Raw genomic sequence first — 24,604 nt, forward strand, 5'->3', positions numbered from 1 at the left:
CCCCGGCCCCCCGCCCCCCCCCCCCCCCCCCCCCCCCCCCCGCCCCCCCGCCCCCGGCGGCGCCCCCCCCCCCCCCCCCCCCCCCCCCCCCCCGGCCCCCCCCCCCCCGCCCGCCGTCGGCCCGGCTACGCGGTGCCGACGGTGAGCCGGGTGATGGTCCCGACCACCTCGGTGTCGGTCGCGTCGAGCAGCGAGGCCCGGACGGCCGCCGTGTCACCCGCGACGTAGCGGCTCTGGTTCAAAGTCGTGACCGGGACGGTCACTTGGACATTCGCGCCCGTGCAGTTCGGGGTGAAGCGGGCGTAGCCAAGGGCGCCGGACGCACGGTCCTCGGCGGTCACGGTCGCGGACGCGACGAGACCGCCGGCGTCGCAGGAGTACGCGATGGTGACGTTCACCGTCGCCGAGGCGCCACCGGAAACGGTCGCGCCGTCGACCCGCACCCCGGTGCCGGCGTGCGCCGGGGCCGCACCGAGCACCACCCCCGCGAGCAGTGCGGGTACGCCGAGCGCAGTCACGATCCTGCCGTTCATGATGCCCCTTCCAACGCCGATCGCTGCTCCCACACCGTCGACGACGGTACGGACCGGCCGGACGGCAAGTCGATCCCGGAGTCCTTCCCCGGGGTGATACGCCGGGGCCGGCGCCGCTGGCAGTGTCACCGCCGGGACCTGCAAAACTGACCTGACCATACATCATCAGTGCTAACTGGTAAGGAAGTTGACTCAGATCGCGCGCACGCGGCGGCCTGTAGATAGCCCGGCGGCCTCGCGACCCGGCCTGGCTCCCGTCCCACCCCGTCTCGTCGCGCTGCGACAGCCAGGACCGTAGGCCACCGTCGCCCCGATGCGCCTGGCCTGTGTACAGGTGACAGGGGGCTCAGGTGCCGTGGTGGGCGGTGTGTCCGGGCAGGGGGCCGTAGGCGGTGCAGTAGCCGCAGTCGCAGGTGGTGAGGGAGTTGGCCTGGCAGTGGGCGGTGGGCCAGGCCCAGGAGGTGCAGGGCCCGCGGTCGACGGGGGTGCCGTCGTCGGGCAGGGTGCGCCGGCACCAGTCACACCGGACGGAGGCAGGTACGCCGGCCCGGCGCAGCTGGCGGGCCGCGGTGGCGGCGATCTCGAACGGAACGTCTTCCCGCACGGTGGCCGGTGCGCTGTCCAGGAGCCGCTTGCTGTGCCACAGACTCAGGCCGGTGACCGCACGTACCGCCTTCAGGGCCGTCGCCCCGCCAGGCGAGCCACCGTTCACCACGATCGTGAACTGCGGATCCTCCACGAACCCCCCTTGGTCGGTCAGTGTCGTGTCCGGTGCCAGTCAACCGCCCGGGCCCGAGCCCGGCCACCGGTTTTCCACACCGGGCGCGCCGTCAGACCCCGACACCCGGCCGCACCCCGGTGAGCCGTGCCGTACGCCTTCCCGCCGACTACCGTGACTTCGTCACGTACTACGGCGGCGAGCTGGACGAGTACCTCGGCGTCAGCACGCCGCCGGTGGCCGGCTCCCCCCCGGTACGGCGACCTCGTCGACGGACTGGACTTCGACCCGGCGGAGGGGGCGCCGCCCCTCCCGCGCGGCTGAACGCAAGCGCTCGGAGCTGTAGCGGAGCTCGCGCACCAGGACGGCCCTCCACGGGCTTCCGGGGCGTGAGGCTGCCTGCCCGCAGCGCGCGTCGGACGACCGCTCTCCCATGGCTGACGGGCGAGAAGGTAGCGATTCATCGTCGCCGCGTGACTACGAGAGGAGCCTGGCCTCGACCCACGTCAGCAGGGAAGCAGAGCCAGAAACCTCGCGGCCTTCTCCATCAAGGAAGGCGGCAGATCGGCCAACCCTGAGACGATCACGCCGAGCTTCCGTCCAAGCTCGGGCCACTCGCGCCAGACCGCTGAACTCCTGGTGAGTACGGCGGACAGCAGGTCGCCCTCATACATGTCGCCCTCTGCCATCGGGTTGTCTCGCAGTACCTCCACGGCCATCGGCAGGAGATGAGCAAGGCCCACGTCCTGTCCAATCAGCAGACGCATATCCTCGACGGTCAGCTCGCAGATTGGCCGACGCCGAAGCGCATGCACCGTCGCGACGAGATGGCTCGTGTAAGCCGGCGTGGCGGGCCAACGGTCGCGTTCAAGCTCCTCCAGGGAACGGCCAGGGTCTACGAGTCGAGTCACCGGCCGATCGTCCCACGCCTCACATCCCAAACGCAGTCAGACTGAGGACCCGCTGGGGCCTGACCGTTGCCGCCCGGTAGCGGGAGGCGACGGAGCAGCTGGCCGCCGGCTGCCCCAACGAGGCGCTGGCTGTGGCCGTCGCCGCTGACCGGTGCCCCATGGGGGCTGCCCGTGTCGCCGCTACTGCCTCGGCGCGCTCGGCGAGTTCGGGTGTGTTCGAGGTCGCGGCCGCGGACCAGCGGCGGATCGCTCCCCAGGTTCGACCCACTGCGACCGCCAGGCCGGCGGGTCGAACGGGTCGGCGAAGTACTGCGTCTCCCGCACCACGCGGCCTGCCGAGAACTCCATGATGCTCACCGTCTGCGTGGGTTTGCCGTCATAGGTGAGCACGAACTCGGTCACCCAGAGGTCGCCGGATCCGAGGATCCTGCGCACGGTGAAGGTCCGGACCGCGGGATGTTGGGTGCGCAGTGCCTGGATGTTGCTCCTGCCGCGGATGACCTCGCCGGACTGCGGGTACTCGACGATGACGTCGTCGGCGTAGATGTCGTGTTCCGCGTCCGCGTCGCCGCTGTTCGATGCGGCCCAGTGCCGGTCCAGCAGGGCCCGGGCAACCGTCGCTTCCACCGTCATGGCCCTTTCGCTCGGAACACCACGTGCCCCATGTCCTGCGACGCGGGCGCGTGCCTGGGCCGGATCGCTCCAGGACTGGTCACTTGAGGATCTCCAGCATCCGGTTCCCGAGGACCGCGGCCGAGGCCGGGTTCTGTCCGGTCACCAGGTTGCGGTCCTCGACCATGTAGGGCTCCCAGACCGGACCGCGGCTGAAGTCGACCCCGACCTTCGCCTTCACGTCGGTCTCCAGCAGCCACGGCGCCCTGGAGGCCAGTCCGACGCCGTCCTCCTCCTCGTCGGTGAAGCAGGTGATGTGGTAGCCCTTGAACGGCGACTCGCCGTGGATCCTGGTGGCCAGCATCGCGGCGGGACCGTGACAGACGATGAACAGCGGCTTGCCCGAGGCCAGTTGCCGGGTCAGCAGCCGCCCCACGTCGGCGTCCCACGCCAGGTCCGCCATCGGACCGTGACCGCCCGGCAGGTAGACCGCGGCGTAGTCCTCCAGACGCACGTCCGACAGCTGTAGCGGTCGACGCAGCACCTCGGCGGAACGGATGACGGCCTCCAGCTCCAGGGCGCTGTCGTTTCCGCCGACCATCTCGGGGCGCAGGCTCATCATGTCGACGGTCGGCGTCACACCGTTGGGCGTCGCGACGACGACCTCGTGACCGGCGTCCGCGAGGATCTTGTACGGGTTCGCGAACTCCTCGGCCCAGTAGCCGGTCGCGTGCCGCGTGCCGTCCTTCAACACCCAGTAGGTGGCTCCGCTGACGATGAAAAGCACCTTTGCCATGGCAGAGATCCCCTCTCGGACACATGCCAGGAGTGGGTTCGGCGGGATGCCCCACGGCGGGATGTCCCACGCAACCGACCCGCCCCGCCGGTCTCCTCCCCTCGCCCCACGCAACCACGCTAGGCAGCTGCGCCGACCGCGCGCAACCCGGTGCTCCGTCGGCGGTAGCGCCCCCGGTCACGGACACCTCCGGTCACATGTCCAGGACCACGTCGGCCGGGGGCGTCGAGCAGCAGATGAGCGCGCTTCCCGTGGCGGGGGGCTCCAGGGGCTGCGGGGCGTACTCGACGTGGCCGGAGAGGAGCGCGGTCTCGCAGGTGTGGCAGATTCCGGTGCGGCAGGACCAGCGTACGGGCACGTCGCACGCCTCGGCGAGTCCGAGCAGCGTGCCGTAGTCAGGGTGCCAGGGGACGATCAGCCCGGTGCGCGCGAAGGCTACGGACGGTCCCGGGCGGCCGGCGGGAGGAGCGGCCGGTTGGTGCGGTGCCCGGGCGGGTCCGGTCAGCACGCCGGGGGTGACGGCGGACGTGGCCCCGAAGACCTCGGTGTGGATCCGGGAGGACGGCAGGCCGCAGGCCTGAAGGGCTCCGGTCATGTCCCGCATGAACGCGTTCGGTCCGCAGATGTAGGCGTCGGCGTCCGGAGGCGGCTCCAGGCCGCGGATCCGCTCGGGACTGAACCGCCCGCTGACCGTGTAGTCGAAACCCGGGCGGTCTACGCCGGACGGACGGCTGTAGGAGACGAACGACCGGCCTGCGGGCAGCTGGGCGAGCAGTGCGCGCACTTCGTCGGCGAACGGGTGGTTCTCGCCGTCCCGGGCCGCGTGCAGCCACCACACCGCGCGCTGCGAGTGCTCCGCGGCCAGGGCGTGCAGCATGGCCAGGACCGGGGTGGCGCCGACACCGGCGGACAGCAGCAGGACCGGAGTGTCCGCGTCCGTGAGCAGGAACGTGCCGCGCGGGGCGGCGACATCGAGGACGTCACCCACCTTCACGTGCTGGCGCAGGTAGGTGCTGGCGACACCGTTCGGCTCCTGCTTGACACTGATGCGGTACGTTTCGGCGCCCGGCCGGCCGGAGAGCGAGTAGTTGCGGATGACCGGGGAGGCCTGGGGGTCCGGCCGCAGGCGGACCGTGAGGAACTGCCCCGGCAGAGCGGCGGGGAGGGGCTCGCCGTCGACCGCCGCCAGAGTGAGCGAGAAGATGCCCGCGCTCTCCGGCTCGATGCGGGAGACTTCGAGCCGACGGAACCCGGGCCAGGCCGGCGGCGGGCTGCTGGTGGTCAGCCCGCGGTTTCCACCCGCGGCGCCGGAGCCGCGGTCCGCGTCGTCGAGCAGGGCTCGCAGCGACGTCTTCCAGCCGGGGCTCAACGCGGTGATGCGCAGGGCCCGTTCGAGCTGTGGCCGGGCGTGGCCGGGCAGGTAGAGCAGCGCGTCGATCTCCGCGACGGTCATCTCCTCGGGGCCCGAGGCGATCTTCACGATCTCGTCCCCGGCCCGCACCCGCCCTTCGGTCAGCACCCGCATGTAGAAGCCTGGGCGGCGATGGGACACCAGCAGGGCGGCCATCTGCGGCTCGCCGAGCCGCAACCCCACGCGGTAGCACGTCACGCGGGGTTGGGTGACCTCGAAGACCGCACCGCCGATCCCGTAGCGGTCACCGATGCACACCTCGTCGTCGGCGAGTCCGTCCACGGTGAGGTTCTCGCCGAACTGGCCGTACGTGAAGTCGTCCCGCTTCAGGTGCTCCTGCCAATGGCGGTAGGAGCTCAACTGGTAGACCAGTACGGCACGTTGCTCGCCGCCGTGCCCGGTGAGGTCACCCTGCCCGTCGCCGTCCAGGTTGAGCCGGCGCGCCATCACGGGCCCGGCGACGGGGTGCTTCCAGATGCCGGTGCGGGTGGTCCTGCCCTGCCAGGGGACGTCCTTGGGCATGCCGACGTTCACGGCGATCAGAACGGCCATGACCTGTGCTCCTCCCGCGCTCGACAGGCCGGTTCCTCCAGCGTCGTACGGTCGGCCGCCGGCCGCACCCGAAGAACTCTGCGCGGCGCCGGGGCGCGGCGACGAGTAGAGTGAAAACCGGTGGGCGCCGCCGCCGGACGTGTGCCGCAGGCGCGGGTACGCCGCCGTCGTCGAGGCGATCATGAACCTCGACGATCATGCACCTCGAACAGGCCCCGTTCGTCACCGGCGAGATCCTGTGCGTCGACGGCGGCCAGAGCGCCGGCTTCTGAAAGAACCGGGATCGGGAGCGATCGACCTATGCGCACTCGCAAGCAGCTGACCCCGCTTGGCGCTGTCGGTGCGGGCCTGGCGGCGGGAGTGGTCGGCACCGTCTGCATGGACGCCGCGCGGTTCCTGCGCCAGCGCCGGGTCGGTGGCGAACGCAACGCCCTGCACTGGGAGTTCGCCCCGGTCCGCACCTGGCAGGAGGCGCCGGACCCAGGGCAGGTCGGAAAGCGCCTGGTCGAGGCCTTCACCCGGCGCGAGCTGCCGGACAGCGCGGCGTTCCCCGTCAGCACGTTCATGCACTGGGCTTACGGAGTGGGCAACGCGGCCTTCTACGGCGCCGTCAGTGCCTCGCTGCGCAAGCCCCACGTCCTCTACGGGCTCCCGTACGGTGCGCTCGTGTGGCTCAGCGGATACGTGGTGCTTCCGATCGCGGGACTCTACAAACCCATCTGGACATACGATGCCAAGACGCTGGGTGATGATCTGACCGCCCACCTCGCCTACGGCCTTGGCACCAGCAGCGCTTTCTGGTTGCTGAGCAGGGTTTCCGTGTTCTCACGACAGCTGTAGTTCGCGATCCGGCCGATGCTGGTGCTGGTCGGCGAGGTGGTGGCCGGGTCCGGGCATGATGACGGTACACATCGCGACCATGGCGAGGTGTGACCCAGGATCAGAAAGCGGTGGCCCGCGATCGGCGTACGAGGACCAGTGCGCGCCCGTGGAGTGCCGCCTGCTACGGGTGTTCGGCGCCATCTACATGGCAGGTGTGGTCCAACACGGGCATGTTCCCCGGTGCCACGCAGATCGCGAAGAAATCGCGTGTCGACCCGGTGACGCGCCAATTCACCGGCCGCGTGCTGGCCGCGCCTGTCCGAAAGCCATGCCCCGAGCGGGGACTTCCCTTCCTCGCCGACGATGAGGCTGCCGATGCGGTCGGCGGTTGCGCTGGTGGAGGTGCGGGGCGGGGCCGGGAAGGATTCCAGGACCAGGCGGTGACCTGCTTGGATGCCGGTTCCTCGTCGGCTCGCGCGGGGTGTTGCGAGACATGGGGTTTCTCATCGTCTCGCTACCTCGAAGCGATTGGGTATGGGCGTCCAATTGTGGGTGTCATGATTTTTCGTCAGGCGTCCCGTGTCGCTTGTGCCTTGTCGCGCGAGGGTGCGGGGCGCTTTGTTGTGAGGAGAGGTGAACCTGCGGATGAGCGCCCGTACTCGTGGACAGGGCGATCTGCCGTGGTACGGGGTCAGCCGTCAGTGGCCCGTGGCCGTGTTCAACAGGGCCACGGTCGGTGCCGTCGTCACCGGTGACCGGGGCACGTCACCTGCACCCGTAGTGACGCCCTTCCCGCCGGGGTACGACATGCGCTGCGACCACCGCGAGCACTGGTGGAGCAACCCGGGGTCCGACGGGGCGAAGCATCGGCCACCAGCGCGGTGGCCGGTGCTTCTTGCCGTCCGGTGAGGGGCCCGAAGGTGTGACCTGGCCTGCTTGCAGTGCTCGTTCCTGGATGGCCCTGGGCGGGGCCGCCGGTCCGGTGCGGATGCGCGTTGGGCCATTGGTGTGCAGGGTGGATGGGTACGGTCCGGGCTGCCCGGCGGCGGCAGTCCGTCCAGCCGTGGATGCGCTCGGTGGGCGGGTGATCGCCCGGTCGCCGGTGAACTTCCCGGGAGCGCCGTCGATGACCGAAGGAGACGCCATGCCCACCTGGAAGGTCCTCCGCCGGGCTCTGGCCCCGACCGCCCTCGCCGCCGTGTTGGCCGCGCCGTTCACGATGCCGTCGCCGGCGCTCGCCACGGGGGTCCTCGCCCCGCAGGTGGTGGCCGCTGTCGCGCCGGTCTCGTTCGTCGGCCTGCCCGACCGGCCGCTGCCGTCCGACCACGCGGCGCACCCGATGACTGTCACCTACCGCAACGACTCGTCGGCGGACCGGACCGTCGCCCCGCAGATCCTCGTCGAGTCACCGGACGACGGGCCCTTCCTCGCCCCGACGGACATCAAGCTCGAGGTCCTGACCGGCGGCCACTGGAGGACCGTGCGGCTGGCCAGCCAGACCGGAACGCTGTACACGGACCTCACCCGGGCGAAACTGGTCCTCCACAGCCATCACACCCTCACCCAGCGGTACCGGCTCACCGTCGTCAAGGCCGGCCCGGGCACGGTCCAGCCCAGGATCGCGCTGTACGCCTGAAACCCTCGGGGCTTCGCCGGCCGCATGGGTCGCATGGGTCGCATGGGCCGCATGGGCCGCGTCGAGATGCCTGGCGACTCGCACCCGGCCACGAACGACGCCGGGACGTCTTCGGAGCGGGGTATGCCGGCGGGACGGACGGGCGTCTCGGTGGCCCGGCCGGGATCCCGTGACGGCTTCGCGCCCTGCCCGACCGCCGCCCTGCCGGCCAGGGGGCCGCCAGCTGTGGCGACGCCCTGTGGTGCCGTTCCCGCGTCGGCCGGGTGTGGTGGCGGTCTCAATGGCGGCCGATCGGCGGTGACTCGGCGTGGTGGCGGCGGGCCGGTCGGTGATGGCGCCGGGGTTGGGGCCGTGAGTGCGCTCACATGTGAATGCGGCGTACGACGACGGATAGTGGTGTCCGTTTTGCACTATTTTGCAACTGTTTGGTGGGTTATTGGGGGGTGTTTGTGCAGGCGGAGCGGGGTCGGCGCGCTCCGGGCGGCCCGCCTCTCGAACCAGTGCCGGTCGCTTCGCTACGACGGCGGATCGTAGCGGAGGGGTCTTGGCGAGCGCCGATCCGGTCTGGCAACTTGGCATTCATCGCCAGCCACACCGGCTCCTGTCCCACCGGTGAACGGCTTACCGCCGAGTCACACCCCGCGACCGTTCGGCCCCTGTCCGGCCACGGTCGAGGCGGGGAGTGACGCCGGCCCAACTGATTGAGGTCTTGCTCTATATGCCCGCTTTCAAGTTCCGTATGCGTACCACTGCCGTGATTCTTGCCGGTGCCGCCGGTGTGACCGCCCTGGGTGCCGCCGTGGTCCCCGCCGTCGCCTCGGCCGCGGACGCCTCCCCGCAGGCCATCGCCGCGCAGATCGTGCCGGCGGACCAGCTGGCCTCGTTCAGCCAGATCATCTCCCACGAGTCGGGCTGGAACGTCACGGCGACCAACCCGAGCTCGGGCTCGTACGGTCTGGGCCAGGCGCTGCCGGCCTCCAAGATGGCCTCGGCCGGCGCGGACTGGAAGACCAACCCGTCCACCCAGATCAAGTGGTCGCTGGACTACATGAACACCCGCTACGGCAGCCCGAACGCGGCCTGGAACTTCTGGCAGGCCAACCACTGGTACTAAGCCGACCACTCGGCTTCCCCTCACCCCGGGGGCCGGACAGGGGCAACCGGAGTGACCCACGAGGGCCTGTTCCCGCGCATCTGCGCGGGAACAGGCCCTCGTGCCGTCTCCGGGCCGTTCGAAACACACGATCGGCAGCAGCGCACCTGTGCCGGCGCCTGCCGTGGCGGCACGGCGACGTACCACTTCCGTGACGGCTGCCGGGAGGTGTTCGTCATCGGCACCGGCCACGCCGTGTGGACGCGTTGGACCCGCCTCTCGGGGACGTCGGTTACGGGATGCTCATGAGGCCGTCGAACCGCGGTGACACAACGGTCAAACGGCGCGAAAAGAGGTCTCCTAGCTTCTTCCGCATGACCTACGAACACCGAACGTCCCATGACCACGACACCCACGCCGTTGGCCGCGGCCTGCGCCGGGGTGGCATCCTCTGCGCTGCCGTCCTCGCCGGCGCCCTCGCCCTGACCTCCTGCGGAAGCTCCCCGGCCGCGGACGGGGGTGGCCCGGGGCCGGCGAAGGCCGGGGCCGGCGCGGAGCGGCCGTCGTCGGTGCCCGGCGCCGGAGGGTTGAAGAAGCCCTCAAGGATCCTGTGGATGGGGGACTCCATCGCGGTCGGGGAGGCGCTGCCGCTGGCCGCCGCGCTCAAGTCCACCGGCATCGAGCTCACCTCCGTCGCCGCCGACGGCGGCGGCGCAGCGGTCGGACCGGTGGCGATGTCCAGCGGCGACGTCGCCTCCCGGCTCACGTCGGTCCGCCCCGAGCTGGTGGCCTACCAGATCACCACCTACGACTGGGGCGGCCCGCAGGCGCAGCAGCAGGCGTACGAGAAGCTGATCGACACGGTCAAGGCCGCGGGTGCCCGTCTGGTGATCGTCACCACTCCGCCGTTCGACACGGGCGATGACTTCTACGCCCCGCACAGGGCCGACATCGAGTCCGCTCCGGGGGCGGCGAAGGCGGCCGTCGCCGCGCACCCCGGCGATGCCTTCTTCCTCGACGCCTCCGCCTTGTGGGGCACCGACTTCAAGGCCCCGCAGGCGCAGCGTTCGAACGACAGGACGCACTCCTGCCAGCAGGGCACGGCGAGGTTCGCGCAGTGGTTCACCACCGAGGTGGGCAAGCTGGCCGGGTTCTCGCCCGCCGATCCCAAGAGCTGGGCCAACGGCGACTGGACCAAGTCGGATGTGTTCGCCCAGCTGAACTGCGCCTGAGCCGGTGTCCGAGATGAAGACCGCCTCGCCGACGGCCCGGCGGGGGAACGCGCGCGTGTCCCGCCGCCGGCCGGGCCCGGGGACCGCCGCGCGCTCCGGCTCCCGCCGCTCCCACGTCCCGGCCCTGGACGGCCTGCGCGGGCTGGCCGTCCTCGGGGTCCTCCTGTTCCACCTCGGGGACTTCCCCGGCGGGTTCCTGGGGGTCGACCTGTTCTTCGTGCTCTCCGGCTTCCTCATCACGGGGCTGTTGCTGCGGGAGGCCGGGGAGAACGGCGGCCGGATCGACCTGGCGGCCTTCTGGGGCCGCCGGGCCAGGCGGCTGATGCCCGCCCTCGCCCTGGCCCTGGGCTCGGCGATGGTGCTGGCCTCCGTGCTGGGCACGGCGGCCATGGCCCGCTTCGCGCACCAGGACGCCCCCTGGGTGGTGGCCAACCTCGCGAACTGGCATTTCATCGACGCGCAGGTCGGTTACTTCCAGGCGAACCCGACCCGGGTGTTCACCCACCTGTGGAGCATCGCGGTGGAGGAGCAGTTCTACCTGCTGTGGCCACCGCTGGTGCTGCTTCTGTTGCGGCTGCGCCGGACCGCGGGTGCCGTCGCGGTGGCCGGCGTGGCGCTGGTCGGTGCGCTGGTGTCCGCGGCGCTGATGGCGCTGCTCGTCGACCCGATGGACACCACCCGGGTCTACGAGGGCACCGACACCCGGGTGTTCGCCCTGCTGCTCGGCGCGCTCGCGGCCACTCCGGCGGTGCGGCTGCGGGTGGCGCGGTTGCCGGGGCCCGCCGCGGGCCGGCTGGCGCTGATCCCGGCGGGCCTGCTGGCCGCCGGGTGGGCGCTGGCCTCGGGGACGGGGCAGCTCGTCCTGTTCCGCGGCGGGTTGCTGTTGCACTCGGCGGCGGCGGCCGCGCTGATCGCCCTGCTCGCGCACGTCCCGGCGTCCCCGCTGGGCAGGGTGCTGAGCTGGCGCCCGCTGACGGTACTGGGCGGGCTCTCGTACGGCCTGTACCTGTGGCACTGGCCGCTGATCCTGCTCCTGGACCACGCTGGTCCCCGCCTGGAGGGCTGGGCCCGGATGTTGTGGCTGGGCGGGCTGGCGGTGGCGGTCGCGGCCGGGTTGAAGGCACTGCTGGAGGACCCCGTCCGCTACCGGGCCCGCTGGGCCCGCGGCCGCCCCGGGGTCCTGGCGGCCGTGAGCACCCTGGGCGCGCTCGCCGCACTGTGGCTGGTGCTGCCGCTGATCGCGCCGACGGCGCCGGGTGCCGTCGTGGACGTCACCCAACTGTCCCTTCCCTGAGGCGCGGTGGCCGGATCCGCGCTGTGCCTGCGTGCGTTCGGGCCGGGCTTCGGGACCTGTCCCAGACCGTCGCGGGCGGGCAGGCAGGCAGACAGGTAGGCAGCCGGTGCCGGTGATCCGGCTCGCTGAGCCCGGGCGGGCGTCCTCACCGAGGTGTGTGGCGAGGCCTCGTGCGACCTTCCAGGTCGGGTTCCGTCGGCTTCAGCCGGTGTGGTGGAGGTCGCACTGCGCGAAGACCGGTCCGGGGGCGTCGCTGCTGACCACGGCGATCCGGGGGGCGGTCGCGGTGGTCGCGGGGGCGTCCTCGGCGGTGCAGACCAGCTGCTGGATGGCGTAGGGGCTCAGCGCGGAGGTCGGCCAGGACAGGCGCAGGGTGACGGTGCCGTCCTCGCCGGCGGCGGTGACCTTGCCGGAGGCGGGCAGGGCGGTGCCGAGACCGGTGTGCTGCTCCGTCTGGGTGGGGCCTGCCATGAGGGCGTCCAGGGTCTGCTGGAGGCCTTCGCGTTCGGTGCCCGGCCTGATCGTCAGGCGGATTCCCTGGGGGCTGAGGAAGTACAGCCGGGTGCCGGACTCGATCCCGGTGGCGGGCTTGCCCGACTTCACCGCGCCCGCCGTGTCGGGGATCGCGCAGCCGCAGGCCGTGAGGAGCAGCGCCGCTGCGGCGGTCGAGCGGAGGCGGATGGTCATGGGGCGTCCTTCGTCAGGGGTCCGCGGGGCAGGACGAGGGTGAACACCGCGCCGCTGCCGGGGGCGTTGGCGGCCTCGATGAAGCCGCCGTGCAGGCGGGCGTTCTCCTGGGCGATGGCCAGGCCGAGCCCGCTGCCCTCGGAGCGGGTGCGGGCCCTGTCGGCCTTGTAGAAGCGGTCGAACAGGTGCGGGAGTTCGGCGGGCGGGATGCCCGGGCCGCGGTCGGTGACGGTCAGCACCAGGTCGGATCCCGGCCGCGGGTCACGGGTGGTGAGGGTGAGGCGTACGGGCGGGCGGCCGTGGCGCAGGGCGTTGCCGGCCAGATTGGCGACGATGACGTCGAAGCGGCGTGCGTCGAGGCGGACGGGCAGGGCGGCGGGCAGGTCCAGCTCGATCCGGTCGCTCCAGCCGCGCAGGTCGAGGGTGGCGCGTACGGCTTCCGCGGCGTCCACGTCCTCGGTGCGCAGCGGGGCGGCGCCGGCGTCCATGCGGGAGATCTCGATGAGGTCGTTGACCAGGCGGGTGAGGCGGCCGGTCTCGTTGCTGATCATGCGCAGGGCGGTCGCGGTGTCGGCGGGCAGGTGTTCGGCGTCCTCGTCGAGGATGTCGGTGACGGCGGCCATGGCGGCCAGCGGGGTGCGCAGTTCGTGGGAGACGTCGGCGGCGAACCGGCGGCCCTGGCTCTCGACCGCCCGAAGCTCCTCGATGGTGCCCTGGAGGGTGCGGGCGGTGTGGTTGAACGTCTTGGACAGCTGGGCGAGTTCGTCGTGACCGGAGACGGCGAGGCGGGTGTCGAGCCGTCCCTGGGCGAGGGCCTGGGCGGCGTCGCCCAGGGCGCGGACGGGGCGCAGGACCTGGCGGGTGGCGAGCAGGGCGAGTCCGGCGGCCAGTACGGCGGCGAACACGCCGGCGCCGGTGGCGGCGGCCAGCAGGGTGCTGGTGGCCTCCTGTTCGCGGTCCAGGGGCAGGAGGGCGTAGACGGTCAGCCCGGACAGGTCGCCGGCTCTTGCGGCCGGGGTGGCGGGGCCGGCGGTGGTGTGGGTGGTGTGGGTGACGGGGACGCCGACCGCGAGCCAGGAGTGCCCGTCGGCGGTGAATCGCTGGAAGGCGCCGTGGCCCGAGCCGACGGTGTCCTGGAGGGCGGCCGGGATGGTGACGGCGGCGGTCCACTCGGAGTGGGCGGCGCCGTAGCGGGCCAGGACGTGCCAGTCGCGGAAGCCGCCGGTGCCCGAGAGCCGGAGGGACAGGCGGTCGAGTTCGGCCTGGGTCGGGGGGAAGGGCAGGGCGGGGGCCAGGACGTCGACGCGGCGGCGCAGCTCGTCCAGGGCGGTGTCCTGGGTCAGGTCGAGGGTGGAGCCGGTGGCGGCCTGGTAGGTGAGTGCGGAGGTGGCCAGGGCGCTGACGGCGGCGGTGGCGACGAACGCGGCGAGCATCCGCGGACGCAGCCCCAGGACGGCCCGGCGCCACCGGAGGAAGCGGGAGGCGTCGGGGCGGTCCGGCCGGTCGTCGGCACGGGCGGTGCCGTTCGCGGCTCCGCGCGTCCGGGTTTCGGCCGAGGGGTGCTCCGGTGTGTGCGGCGGGGTGGTCACAGGGGGCCGAATCGGTAGCCGAAACCGCGCACGGTCTGGAGGTAGCGGGGCACGGAGGGGTCGTCCTCCAGCTTCGCGCGCAGCCGGTTCACCCCGGCGTCGACCAGGCGGATGTCCTCCTGGCGGCCCAGGCCCCAGACGGAGTCCAGCAGCTGCTCCCGGCTGAAGACCCGGCCCGGCGCGGCGGACAGCTCCAGCAGCAGGCGCAGCTCGCCGGGTGCCAGGGGCAGCGGGGTGCCGCGTTTGGCGACGGTCAGCGCGGCCCGGTCCAGCACCAGGTCGCCGTGCACCTCCCGCACCGCCTCGGCCACCCCGGGCGCGGGGGACACGTTGGTGGTGCGGCGCAGGACGGCCTTGATCCGGGCGTCGAGGACCCTGGACTGCGCGGGCTTGACCACGTAGTCGTCGGCCCCGTACTCCAGGCCGAGGACGGTGTCGATGTCGTCCCCTCGCGCGGTCAGCATGATCACCGGGACACTCCCGTGCGTGCGCAGCCGCCGGCACACCTCGAAGCCGTCGATCCCGGGCAGCATCAGATCCAGCACCACGATCTCCGGAGGCTCCCGGAACACCTGCTCCAGGCCGTCCTCGCCGGTGGCGGCCATCCGCACCTCGTGGCCCTGGCGGCGCAGGCCCAGGGCCAGCGCCTCGCGCACCGACGCGTCGTCCTCGATCAGCAGTACCCGTGACATATCCACCAGTATCCGGCCCTCCGACCTGCGCAGGAGGCCGTGGAGCAGGGATCGGTGAGGTTGTTGCGAAACGCTCATACGCAGCTCACAGGCCCGGAAACCGCGCGACGGACGGTGGTTCCGTCGCCGTGGCGACTCCGCCGAACAGTCGCCACCCCCGCCAACGCGTGAGGAACCCCACGTCCAACGGCTACACCTTCAGTTTCCCCGAGCAGTGCCCCCGCCCTGCGGATCTGCTGCTCCGCGCCCGGGCCCCCGGGCCGGCGGATCAGGTCGTGGGGAACTCGACCCGGACCCGCAGTCCGCCCGTGCCGGCGGGGACGGCGGTGACGACGGCGTGATGGGCGCGCGCGATGGAGGCGACGATGGACAGGCCCAGGCCCGCGCCCTCACCCGGGCTGTGCCGACGCTCCCGGAGGCGGCGGAAGGGCTCGAAGAGATAGGGGACGGTCTCCGGCGGCACCTGGGGACCGGTGTTGGCGACCTCCAGGACACCGTCGTGCACGCCGACCTCGACCCGGCCGCCGTCGTGGTTGTAGCGCAGGGCGTTGCCGACCAGGTTGCGCACCAGGTGTGCCAGCAGCACCGGATCACCCTCGACGGACACGGGGGCGGTGTCGGTCCGGACGGTGACGCGGTTCTCCCGGGCTTCCTGCGAGGCGTCGCACTCGGCGGCCACCGCGCGGGCCAGCTCGTCCAGTGCGACCGGTTCGCGCCGGTCCAGCCTCTGGTCGGAGACGGACAGCAACAGCAGGCCCTCGATGAGCCGTTCGCTGCTCTCGGAGACCTCGATCAGTTTGCGGCGGACCCGGGCGACGGCGGCCGGATCCTCGGTGGCCAGCCCGATTTCGGCCGCGGCCCGCTGCACCGCGAGCGGAGTCCGCAGTTCGTGCGCGGCGTTGGCCGCGAACCGCTGCTGCGCACCCACCAGTTGTTCCATGCGGTCGAGCATGGCGTCGAAGGTGTCGGCGAGCTGTTTGAGCTCGCCCGGGGGTGCGTCGAGGGCGATCCGCTCGTGCAGGTTCTCACCCGAGAGCCGCCGCGCCGTGTTGGTGATCACCGCCACCGGGCGCAGCACCCGCCCCGACATCCACCAGGCGAGCGCCACCGAGATGACGGCGAAGGCGGCCAGAGCGATCAGGGAGACGGTCAGCAGCTGGTTCTGGGCTGCCTGCTCGGCGGCCTGGGTGACGACCTTGACGGCCTGGAAGTGGGACTGTCCGCCGTCGGCGGGGGCGGTTCCGGGTGGAGCGTTCGCGGGTGAAGCGGTTCCCATCGTGAGGGATTTCGCCGCGGCGGGGTCCGGGGTCGCCAGTGTGGCCAGTCGCGGTTCGACGGCGACGGCCGTGCTGATCGAGGTGTACAGGCCCTCCCGGACCAGGAAGTTGACCAGGAAGATGAGCATGGCCCCGGCGAGGACGAGCAGCCCGCCGTAGAGCATGGTCAGCCGGCCCCGTTCCCCGCCCGGCAGCCGCGGGCGTGGTCGGCCGGGCAGCGGAGGCCGGTTCAGGCCGACCGAGGCGAAGCGCCTCATGCCGGGACGCCGATGCGGTAGCCGTGGCCGGGCACGGTGTCGATGACCGAGGGCTCGCCGAGCTTGGCGCGGAGTTTGCTGAGGACGACCCGAACCGCGTTGGTGCGGTATCCCATGTTCCGCTCCCACACCTGCTCGATCAGGTCATCACCGCAGACCACGGCGCCCTCGGCCTGCATCAGCACCTCCAGTACGCCGAACTCCTTGCGGGACAGGGCGAGGTAGCGGCCCTCCCGGAAGGCCTGGCGGCGAGCGGTGTCGAGGGTGATGCCCGCACGTTCGATGACCGGCGGAAGGGCGGGGTGGGTGCGGCGGCCGAGCGCCAGGACCCGGGCCAGCAGCTCCTCGTAGGCGAACGGCTTGGTGAGGTAGTCGTCCGCGCCCAGGTCCAGGCCGTCGACGCGGTCGCGGACGGTACCGGAGGCGGTGAGCATCAGCACCCGGGTCAGCAGCCGCTGCTCGACGACGCTCTGGCACACCTCGTCGCCGTGCGCCCCGGGCAGGTCGCGGTCGAGTACGAGCACGGCGTAGTCGGTGAGCCTCAGCCGCTCCAGCGCGTCGGCGCCGTTGTACACGACGTCGACGGCCAGGGCGTCGCGCCGCAATCCCTCGGCGATCATGTCCGCCAGGAATTCCTCGTCCTCCACGATCAGTACACGCATGACACCAGGTGTACCTGAGACCCACCTTTCGTCGCCGTAAAGGTCTCGGCTGACAGCGGCGAAATGCGGGTGCGTGCCAGCCTCTGCGTGGCCGGAGCGGTCGGCCACTCGTCATCGGCCACTCGTCATCGGCCACTGGTCATCGGCCACTCGTCATCGGACACGGAGGAATTCCATGCGGAACCACATGCGGAACCACAGGTACGGCGCGGCGGCCGCGCTGGTGGCGGGGATCGCGCTGTTCGCCACGGCCTGCGGCGGAGGCGCCACGGGCTCCGGCGGGGGCGGCGGCTCGGACTCGTCGGGCACGGGCGCGGCGGCGGACCAGGCCTACGAGCACCGTAAGTGTCTGCGCGAACACGGCGCCCAGGTGAAGGAGCCCGAGCCGGGCCAGGACCCGCGGGCCATGGTCCTGGAGGGCGGCCAGGACAAGATGGCGGAAGCCCTCAAGGCCTGCGGGGGAGTCGGTGGCGCGGGTGGCGCGAAGATGTCCCAGGCCGACAAGGACAAGGCCCTCGAATTCGCCCGGTGCATGCGCGGTAACGGTGTGGACATGCCGGACCCGAAGTTCGACGGCGACTCGGCGATGTCGGGATCGGCGATGAAGATCCCGGAGGGCGCCGAGAAGGACAGGTTCGACCAGGCGAACAAGGCGTGCAGTGGTCAGAATGCGCAGTGAGCGCGGGCGCAGCCGCCGGACGTACCTGATCGCCGTGCTGGCCACCTCGGTCACGCTGGCGGGCGGGGTCACGGCCCTCTCGCGGACCGGAGGCGGCGGCAACGCCGGCGTGGACCGCACGGACGGGCTGCCGCCGAGCACGGGCTCGGTGGAGCGGCAGGACCTGAGCAGTCGGACCAGGGTGGACGGGGTCCTCGGTTACGCCGAGGAGCGCCGGATCAACGCCGGTGTGCCGGGCACCCTCACCTGGCTCCCGGAGGCCGGCGCGGTGGTGAAACGCGACGGGGTTCTCTATGAGGTCGACGGCCGGAAGGTCCGGCTCATGGTCGGCGAGCGCCCGATGTACCGGACGCTGAAGGCCGGCGACGAGGGGCCGGACGTCAGACAGCTGAAGGAGAACCTCCGCGACCTGGGCTACGGCAAGGGGCTGGCCGCGGACGAGAAGTTCACCGCCGGTACGGCGGAAGCGGTCAAGCGCTGGCAGAAGGCCCACGGCCTGGCCCAGACCGGCGAGATCGGCCCCGAGCAGATCGTCTTCTCACCCGCTCCGGTGCGGATCAAGAAGAACGACGCGGCCGTCGGCGACCAGGCAGCTCCCGGCAAGCCGGTCCTCACCGCCACCGGCGCCGAACGGCAGGTGCAGATCAAGATCGAGGTCTCCCGGGCCGACCTCGCCAAGCCCAGCACCCGGGTCGAGGTCGACCTGCCCGGCGGCGCCAGGGCCAAGGGCAAGGTCGCCTCCGTGGACCGCACCATCGGTGAGGACGGCAAGGAGCAGGGCTCCCCGGACAAGCCCGCCAAGATCACCGCCCGGGTGGTATTCGACGACCCGGGGCAGGCGGAGGGCTTCGACCAGGCGCCCGTCACCGTCGAGCTCGAAGGCGAGGTCCACAAGGACGTGCTGACCGTACCGGTCAACGCACTGCTCGCGCTGTCCGGCGGGGGCTTCGGCGTCCAGGTCGTGGAGAACGGGAAGGTGCGCGAAGTCCCGGTCCAGCTCGGCATGTTCGGACAGGGCCGGGTCGAGGTCAGCGGGACCGACCTGACCGAGGGGATGAAGGTCGGGGTGCCCAAGTCATGAGCGCGGTGGTCGAGTTGAACCAGGTCACCAAGGAGTATCCGGGCGCGGTCACGGCGCTGCACGGAGTGGACCTGCGCATCGGACGCGGCGAACTGCTCGCCATCGTCGGCCCTTCGGGGTCGGGCAAGTCCACCCTGCTGCACATCGTCGGCACCCTGGACCGGCCCAGCGCCGGATCCGTCACCCTGGCGGGCCACGACGTCGCCGCCCTCTCCGACCGCAGGCTGTCCGCCCTGCGCGCCCGGCACATCGGCTTCGTCTTCCAGTCCTTCCACCTGGTGGCCGGGGTCAGCGCCCGGGACAACGTCGCCGAGGGCCTGCTCTACTCGGGCCTGCCGCGCGCCCAGCGCCGCAGGCGCGCGGCCCTGGCCCTGGAGCGGGTCGGGCTCGCGGACCGGATGCACCACCGTCCGCACGAGCTGTCGGGCGGCCAGCGGCAGCGGGTGGCCATCGCCCGGGCGGTGGTCGGCGAACCGGACCTGCTGCTGGCCGACGAGCCGACCGGCGCGCTGGACTCCGCCTCGAGCGAAGCGGTGATGGAGCTGCTCTACGACCTCAACGCCGAGGGTGCCACCATCGCGGTGATCACCCACGACGGCGAGATCGCCGACAGCCTGCCACGCCGGGTCCGCATCCGCGACGGCCGCGTCGTGGCGGATCTGCGCACCGGCGCCGCAGACCCGGCCGATCGGGGTGGGGAGCGATGAGTCGCACACGGCTCTCCCCGGCCCGGCTCGGCCCCCGCGACGTCCTCCACGTCGGCTCGGCCGGCCTGCGCACCCGGCCGCTGCGGGTGGTGCTGTCCGCGCTGGGCATCGCCATCGGCATCGCCACCATGATCGCGGTGGTCGGCATCTCCTCCTCCAGTAAGGCCCAACTCCTCAGGCAGCTCGATCAGTTGGGAACCAACCTGCTGGTGGCATCCCCTGGGCAGGGGCTGTTCGGCGAGAAGGTGAAGCTGCCCGAGGAGTCGATCGGCATGCTGAGCCGCGTCCCCGGGGTCGAGCAGGTCGGCGCGACCGGGGACCTGGCGCAGTCCGTCAGACGCAGTGAGAAGATCCCCAACGACGAAACCGGCGGCATCACCGTGAAGGCCGCCACCGAAGGACTGCTGGACGTCGTGCGCGGCGCGGTCGGCTCGGGCACCTGGCTCAACGAGGCCAACGGGCGCTACCCGTCGACGGTTCTCGGACACGTCGCGGCCCGGCGCCTGGGCATCGCCGCCCCGGGCCAGCAGGTCCACATCGGCGGCCAGTACTTCACCGTCATCGGCATCCTCGACCCGCTGCCGCTGGCTCCCGAGATCGAACGGGCCGCCCTGGTCGGCTGGGACGGCGCCGGCGCGCTGCTGGGCTTCGACGGCCACCCGACCCAGATCTACGAACGGTCGACGGACCAGACGGTCGGCGCCGTCCGCGCGCTGATCCCACGCACCGTCGACCCGCAGAACCCGCACAACGTGCAGGTCACCGACCCCTCCTCGGCACTCCAGGCCAAGGCCGCCACCGAGGGGGCGTTCACCGACCTCCTGCTCGGACTGGGCGGGGTGGCACTCCTGGTCGGCGGCGTCGGGGTCGCCAACACGATGATCATCTCAGTGCTGGAGAGGCGCCACGAGATCGGACTGCGCCGCTCCCTGGGCGCCACCAGGGGCCAGATCCGTCTCCAGTTCGTGACGGAGTCCCTCCTGCTCTCCGGACTGGGTGGGCTGGCCGGCGTGGCCCTGGGCGCGGCCGCCACCTACGCCTTCGCCGCCTCGGGCGGCCTGCCCTGGGTGATCCCCTTGTGGGCCGTCACCGGGGGCTTCGCCGCCACCTTGCTCATCGGTACGGTCGCAGGCCTCTACCCGGCCGTCCGGGCCTCCCGACTCTCCCCGACCCTCGCCCTCCACGCCGGCTAGCGGGCGGCACGGCGTGGGGTGCTCCTGGGAGCCGATCCACCCGACCTGCCCAGAACGTGTCCGGCCCCGACGTCTCCGTCGGGGCCGGACACGTTCTGCACAGCAATGAGGCCGGCCGGACCGGCACAGCTTCGATCCGACCGGCCCCATCGGGTCAGTTGACCTCTGTTACTTGACCTCTGTCACTGCGCCACCGAGGACTCGATGCCGACGCCGTCCTGCACGCCGACGAGTCGATCCGTGGGCAACTGGTCAAGGGCGCGATCCTTGAGAAGGACCAGAGCACGGGCGGGCAGAACTCGTCGCTGGGCTGCCCCACCACCCGAGAAGCCCCCTGACCAGCCTCGATGGCCGCGCGGGCAGCCGGTCGAAAGCCGCGAGGAATCCTGCCGCCCGGCTGCTGCCGCGCAGGGTGGATACGGAGAGTGCTGGATCACGGTGGTCGGCCCGCACGTCACGCGACAGGTCCAGGTCCAGGTCCAGGTGCTGGAGCGGCGCGGCCTCGTCCGTCGCGTCGGCGCGCCCAAGAATCCGACCTGGTACCACAACCTGGTCGCGCATCCGCGGGTCGAGCTCCAGGGCGGCGGCGTGCGCCAGGACATGACGGCCCGCGAGGTCGAGGGCGCGGAGCGGGAGCTGTGGTGGTCCCGCGCGGTCGAGGTCTGGCCGGACTACGCCGAATACCAGACGAAGACGGACCGGGTGGTCCCTGTCTTCGTGTTGGAGCCGGAGACCGCCGGCCGTTGACCCCGAACGGCTCGGGCGGGACCCGGACGGTCAGAAATCGCCCACCCGCCCGAGCCCTTCGACCTGCCGTGCCGAATCGTCGTACCTGCGAGGGTCTTCGAAAATACCGGCTGGGGTGTTTTTCCCTGCGGCGATAACGCGGACGGGAGTCCGGTCGGCGCTACCTGCGACCCGCCGGCCACTTCGGGGCGGTGCCCGCCTCCCGCCCCCTCCCTCCCTGCTGCGCGGACCCACCGGCGCAGCCGAGCCCTCGCCGCCGGAACAGGCCACCCCACCGGCCGTCGACGTCATGGCGTAGCCCCGCGCGCTGTCGGCGGCCGCTACCGGCACCGTGGAGGGAGGCTTCCCGGGCTCGAACCCCCGAGCGGGTCCGGGAAGCCGTACCAACGGCAACGGCCTCAGCACAATGCCCTCTCGCTGGGGGGGGCAGCCGGAACTTCTGGCTCGATTCCGCCGCCGATGCCTTGCTCTGCGGGCGGGGTTCCGCCCGTCCACGCCGGACGGCCCGGCCCTCATGAGGAGGGCCGGGCCGTTGCGATCTCGGTTCGGGTGGTGGGTCAGCTGGCGGGGGTGCCGACGATGTTGGTGAGGTCGACGGTGGCCCATTGGCCGTTGGGTTGGAGGGCGGTGAGGTTGATGTGGCCGCCGTCGGTCGAGCCGTGGGAGTAGATGGCGAGGGTGCCGTCGGGGTCGGTGGTGGCGCTGAGGGCGCCGTCGGTTACCGGGGTGCCGACTTTGTTGGTGAGGTCGGTGGTGGCCCAGTGGTTGGCGGTGTCCTTGTAGGTGATCTGCAGGTGGCCGTTGGCGGCGTTGGCACTGACCACGCCGGTGACACCGTTCTTCATGGTGAAAGCACTGGGCGCGCCACCCGCCGAGACCGGGGTACCGACGACGTTCGTGAGGTCGACCGTTGCCCACTGGCCGTTCGCATACCTGGCGGTCCCCTGGAGATGACCGTCGACACTGCGGGAGTAGATCATGAGGGTGCCGTCGGAGTCGGTCGTGGCACTGAGCGCGCCGTCGGTGGCCGGTGTGCCGGCCTGGTTGGCGAGGTCGGTGGTCGCCCACTGGCCGGCGGCGTCCTTGTAGGTGATCTGCAGGTGGCCGTTGGCGGCATTCGCGCTGGCCACACCGACGGTCCCGTTCTTCTGGGTGAAGGTCGCGGGCGCCCCACCCGCCGATATCGGGGTGCCGACGACGTTGGTGAGGTCGACGGTGGCCCAACTCCCGTTCGGCTGGAGAGCGGTGAGACTCAGATGCCCGCCATCGTTCGAACCACGGGAATAGATCGCGAGAGTGCCATCGGGATCCGTCGTGGCACGGACCGCACCCCCGGTGACCGGCGTACCGACCTGGTTGGTGAGGTCGCTGGTGGCCCACTTGTCGGCGGCGTCGCGATACGTGATCTGCAGGTGGCCGTTGGCGGCGTTGGCGCTGGCCACGCCGGTGACACCGTTCTTCATCGCGAACGCACTCGGCGCGCCACCCGCCGAAATCGGAGTGCCCACGACATTGGTGAGGTCGACGGTCGCCCACTTGTCGGTCGGATACCTGGCAGTCCCCTGAAGATGACCGTCGACGCTGCGGGTGAAGGTGTAGGCCGTGCCGTCGACACCACTCACCGAACTACCGTCACCAACCGCCGGCACCCACGCCGAACCCGGCGCCGGGTCGTTGACGACGTTCTTGTAGCGCAGTGCCTTGTAGTCGCCGTTCGGGTGCGAGTCGAGGGCCGCGGCGTTGATCGAGACCCCGGTCCGGTGCTTCACCGGTGTGCTGCCGAAGGAGTAGTACGAGAAGGTGGTGCGGGCGGCGTCGTCCCACTTCTCGAAGAGGATGACGTGGTCGTAGTACGAGTTCAGGATGTCGCCCGGCATCAGATCGCTGCGGCTGATCTGGTAGGTGAAGCTGTCCGCGAGGCCCTGCGTGTTGGCGCTGGTGCCGAGGTGCCAGGCCATCGAGACATAGCCCGAGCAATCCGTGCGGTAGGAGCGGCCGGAGGAGTCCGGGTACGAGCCGCCCTGGTCGTAGCCGATGGACTTGCCGTACCAGTACTGGGCACGGGCGAGGATCTCCGATCGGGTGATCTGGCCGCCGACCGAGGAGGTCGTCGCCGCGTACGAACTCCCGGCGGTGACGGCCGTGACGACCACGGCACCGGAGGCGGCGATGGCGGCGGCGAGCGTGACGCGCAGCAGCTTGGAGGCGTTCGAAGGCATGACAGCTCCAGCAGGGAGGAAGGGGTGGGATCGGGCCGTGCGTGGCGCTGAGCGCACACCGGGAGGTGACGGCTGCCCTGCAGGAGCAGCGGTCGGTGACACCTGGTCCGGTGTGCTGCCCCGGGCAGGTGCTCCCTGGCGGCGGTCACCAGTCTCACCACCGGTCAGGAGCCTCGAAAGGACCTTGGGCAGGCCGGAACCGGCCAGGCCCGTTCCGGCCTGCCCGCTCGTTCTCCTTCACCGGGTTCCGGCCAAGTGCTGCTCTACAGTGCGTCGTTGAGTGGCGTTGATCAGGAGGCGAGTCCAGTGAGGCAGAGGTCGCCCGCGCAGTCGAGGGCTGCACGGACCTCTCCCGACTCCACGGTGAGCTCGGTGAGCTCGGCGAACGCGGCGCACGCCGCCGCACCCTGCGCGACTACGTCCTTCCACCGCATCCCGGCCGCCGGTCCGGGGCGACCACACCCCCGACGGCACGGCCTCCCTCGCCCCGCGAAGCCACCCGCTGGATCATGGGCCACCCCGGCCACCTGCGCGAGGATGACCAGCAGCAGCTGAAAGCACTGCTCGCCCGTTCACCCGGGCTCACGGCCGCCGCCGGTCGCGTCCGCACCTTCGTGATCATCACGACCAACCGCGAAGGCGACAAGCTGCGGCACTGGATCGCCAACGTCTGCGCGGACGAGCAGGCCGGCCCGGCCGAGATGGAAGGTCGGGCCCAACTGCCCCGCGCTGGAGCCGTGGTGGAAAGCAGTGAGGCCCAAAACGCCTGTATCGGATGCCCCTACTTCTGGTGGACCCAGCCCAGATGCCACGCCTTCAGGAGATCCACGCCAACCTCGTCGACCGCCTCCAGGGGGCAAAGGAGCAGGGATGGTTCGGCGAGGTCGCCGCCATCGAGACACCCTGGCCGCCGCCGCGCAGAAGCTGGAGGCCATGTGCGAGCGTGCAGCGCAACCGTCTACCGTCCACCTCGGGATGCCCGACCTCCGTCGGGACGCCGACCGGAGCAGCGCCGATTCGGAGGACTGAGCGTCGACCGCTGGAACCCAAGACCCGTGGGCGCGGCGGACGCTCTCGTGCGCGCCCCGTGGGTGCTCCTGCACGCCGTCTACCGCGTGGCGTGGAGGTGCGCGAGGATGGGCGGCCGACCGTGTCCGGCACACGACCGAAGGGGCAGCAAAATGGGTGAGCACGAGAAGCCGCC

Annotated in this window: 23 protein-coding genes; 10 read left to right on the top strand and 13 right to left on the bottom strand. The window is 71.6% G+C overall.

The features are described 5' to 3' along the window. Positions 1-125: 125 nt before the first annotated feature. From ACIOGZ_RS26885 to ACIOGZ_RS26910, 6 genes are all read right to left on the bottom strand, one after another. Complete coding sequence (locus ACIOGZ_RS26885) at positions 126-533, bottom strand: hypothetical protein (protein WP_400987677.1); 408 nt, start codon at positions 531-533, stop codon at positions 126-128. Positions 534-879: 346 nt separating this feature from the next. Continuing rightward, positions 880-1,272 carry a ribosomal protein L7/L12 gene (locus tag ACIOGZ_RS26890; RefSeq protein ID WP_400987679.1) on the bottom strand — a complete coding sequence of 131 codons (393 nt, stop codon included), beginning with the start codon at positions 1,270-1,272 and terminating at the stop codon, positions 880-882. 485 nt (positions 1,273-1,757) lie between these two features. Beyond that, positions 1,758-2,162: a contact-dependent growth inhibition system immunity protein gene (locus ACIOGZ_RS26895; protein WP_363587226.1), complete on the bottom strand. Its 405-nt coding sequence runs from the start codon at positions 2,160-2,162 to the stop codon at positions 1,758-1,760. A gap of 180 nt (positions 2,163-2,342) precedes the next feature. Further along, entirely contained in the window at positions 2,343-2,795 is a 453-nt protein-coding gene (locus ACIOGZ_RS26900; RefSeq protein WP_400987681.1) for a nuclear transport factor 2 family protein, read from the bottom strand. A 79-nt stretch (positions 2,796-2,874) separates the two neighbouring features. Further along, a complete protein-coding gene (locus ACIOGZ_RS26905; RefSeq protein ID WP_363633202.1) occupies positions 2,875-3,570 on the bottom strand; it encodes a type 1 glutamine amidotransferase domain-containing protein in 696 nt (231 codons plus the stop codon). A gap of 193 nt (positions 3,571-3,763) precedes the next feature. After that, the gene (locus ACIOGZ_RS26910) at positions 3,764-5,533 is read right to left on the bottom strand and encodes an MOSC domain-containing protein (protein ID WP_400987683.1); all 1,770 of its coding nucleotides are present in this window, start codon (positions 5,531-5,533) and stop codon (positions 3,764-3,766) included. A gap of 300 nt (positions 5,534-5,833) precedes the next feature. Between ACIOGZ_RS26910 and ACIOGZ_RS26915 the strand changes: the two genes are divergently transcribed. The 5 genes from ACIOGZ_RS26915 to ACIOGZ_RS26935 all read left to right on the top strand — a co-directional run bounded on the left by ACIOGZ_RS26915 (position 5,834) and on the right by ACIOGZ_RS26935 (position 11,610). Next, entirely contained in the window at positions 5,834-6,373 is a 540-nt protein-coding gene (locus tag ACIOGZ_RS26915; RefSeq protein ID WP_363587230.1) for a hypothetical protein, read from the top strand. Between the two features lie 1,126 nt (positions 6,374-7,499). Further along, a complete protein-coding gene (locus ACIOGZ_RS26920) occupies positions 7,500-7,991 on the top strand; it encodes a signal peptide protein (protein WP_363587235.1) in 492 nt (163 codons plus the stop codon). 739 nt (positions 7,992-8,730) lie between these two features. Beyond that, a complete protein-coding gene (locus ACIOGZ_RS26925; protein WP_363587236.1) occupies positions 8,731-9,105 on the top strand; it encodes a transglycosylase SLT domain-containing protein in 375 nt (124 codons plus the stop codon). A gap of 353 nt (positions 9,106-9,458) precedes the next feature. Continuing rightward, entirely contained in the window at positions 9,459-10,316 is an 858-nt protein-coding gene (locus ACIOGZ_RS26930) for an SGNH/GDSL hydrolase family protein (protein ID WP_400987686.1), read from the top strand. 55 nt (positions 10,317-10,371) lie between these two features. After that, positions 10,372-11,610: an acyltransferase gene (locus ACIOGZ_RS26935; protein WP_363587238.1), complete on the top strand. Its 1,239-nt coding sequence runs from the start codon at positions 10,372-10,374 to the stop codon at positions 11,608-11,610. 201 nt (positions 11,611-11,811) lie between these two features. Here ACIOGZ_RS26935 and ACIOGZ_RS26940 read toward each other — a convergent pair whose 3' ends face one another. The 5 genes from ACIOGZ_RS26940 to ACIOGZ_RS26960 form a co-directional block, all read right to left on the bottom strand. Continuing rightward, the gene (locus ACIOGZ_RS26940) at positions 11,812-12,297 is read right to left on the bottom strand and encodes a GerMN domain-containing protein (RefSeq protein ID WP_363587239.1); all 486 of its coding nucleotides are present in this window, start codon (positions 12,295-12,297) and stop codon (positions 11,812-11,814) included. Continuing rightward, positions 12,294-13,886 (bottom strand): HAMP domain-containing sensor histidine kinase, encoded by a 1,593-nt coding sequence (locus tag ACIOGZ_RS26945; protein WP_363587240.1) that lies wholly within the window; start codon positions 13,884-13,886, stop codon positions 12,294-12,296. The genes ACIOGZ_RS26940 and ACIOGZ_RS26945 overlap by 4 nt, the downstream gene beginning before the upstream one ends. Next, positions 13,883-14,578 carry a response regulator transcription factor gene (locus ACIOGZ_RS26950; protein ID WP_363587241.1) on the bottom strand — a complete coding sequence of 232 codons (696 nt, stop codon included), beginning with the start codon at positions 14,576-14,578 and terminating at the stop codon, positions 13,883-13,885. The genes ACIOGZ_RS26945 and ACIOGZ_RS26950 overlap by 4 nt, the downstream gene beginning before the upstream one ends. Positions 14,579-14,846: 268 nt before the next feature. After that, a complete protein-coding gene (locus ACIOGZ_RS26955; RefSeq protein WP_363587256.1) occupies positions 14,847-16,019 on the bottom strand; it encodes an ATP-binding protein in 1,173 nt (390 codons plus the stop codon). An 89-nt stretch (positions 16,020-16,108) separates the two neighbouring features. Continuing rightward, on the bottom strand, positions 16,109-16,774 hold the full coding sequence (locus ACIOGZ_RS26960) for a response regulator transcription factor (RefSeq protein ID WP_363587242.1): 666 nt from the start codon (positions 16,772-16,774) through the stop codon (positions 16,109-16,111). Positions 16,775-16,961: 187 nt separating this feature from the next. On the opposite strand from ACIOGZ_RS26960, the gene ACIOGZ_RS26965 reads away from it, so the two are divergent. From ACIOGZ_RS26965 to ACIOGZ_RS26985, 5 genes are all read left to right on the top strand, one after another. Beyond that, positions 16,962-17,453 carry a hypothetical protein gene (locus ACIOGZ_RS26965; protein ID WP_400844834.1) on the top strand — a complete coding sequence of 164 codons (492 nt, stop codon included), beginning with the start codon at positions 16,962-16,964 and terminating at the stop codon, positions 17,451-17,453. Then, the gene (locus ACIOGZ_RS26970; RefSeq protein ID WP_400987689.1) at positions 17,443-18,534 is read left to right on the top strand and encodes an efflux RND transporter periplasmic adaptor subunit; all 1,092 of its coding nucleotides are present in this window, start codon (positions 17,443-17,445) and stop codon (positions 18,532-18,534) included. Before ACIOGZ_RS26965 ends, ACIOGZ_RS26970 begins: the two co-directional genes overlap by 11 nt. Next, positions 18,531-19,241 (top strand): ABC transporter ATP-binding protein, encoded by a 711-nt coding sequence (locus tag ACIOGZ_RS26975; protein ID WP_363632604.1) that lies wholly within the window; start codon positions 18,531-18,533, stop codon positions 19,239-19,241. Before ACIOGZ_RS26970 ends, ACIOGZ_RS26975 begins: the two co-directional genes overlap by 4 nt. Beyond that, positions 19,238-20,434 carry an ABC transporter permease gene (locus tag ACIOGZ_RS26980; protein WP_363632602.1) on the top strand — a complete coding sequence of 399 codons (1,197 nt, stop codon included), beginning with the start codon at positions 19,238-19,240 and terminating at the stop codon, positions 20,432-20,434. The genes ACIOGZ_RS26975 and ACIOGZ_RS26980 overlap by 4 nt, the downstream gene beginning before the upstream one ends. 204 nt (positions 20,435-20,638) lie before the next feature. After that, complete coding sequence (locus ACIOGZ_RS26985) at positions 20,639-21,181, top strand: nitroreductase/quinone reductase family protein (RefSeq protein ID WP_400987692.1); 543 nt, start codon at positions 20,639-20,641, stop codon at positions 21,179-21,181. A 557-nt stretch (positions 21,182-21,738) separates the two neighbouring features. Here ACIOGZ_RS26985 and ACIOGZ_RS26990 read toward each other — a convergent pair. After that, the gene (locus tag ACIOGZ_RS26990; protein WP_400987694.1) at positions 21,739-23,400 is read right to left on the bottom strand and encodes a hypothetical protein; all 1,662 of its coding nucleotides are present in this window, start codon (positions 23,398-23,400) and stop codon (positions 21,739-21,741) included. 290 nt (positions 23,401-23,690) lie between these two features. Next, a complete protein-coding gene (locus ACIOGZ_RS26995) occupies positions 23,691-23,834 on the bottom strand; it encodes a hypothetical protein (protein ID WP_400987696.1) in 144 nt (47 codons plus the stop codon). Positions 23,835-24,604 lie beyond the last annotated feature (770 nt).

It is taken from the genome of Kitasatospora sp. NPDC088160, assembly GCF_044741445.1.
Taxonomy (GTDB): domain Bacteria; phylum Actinomycetota; class Actinomycetes; order Streptomycetales; family Streptomycetaceae; genus Kitasatospora.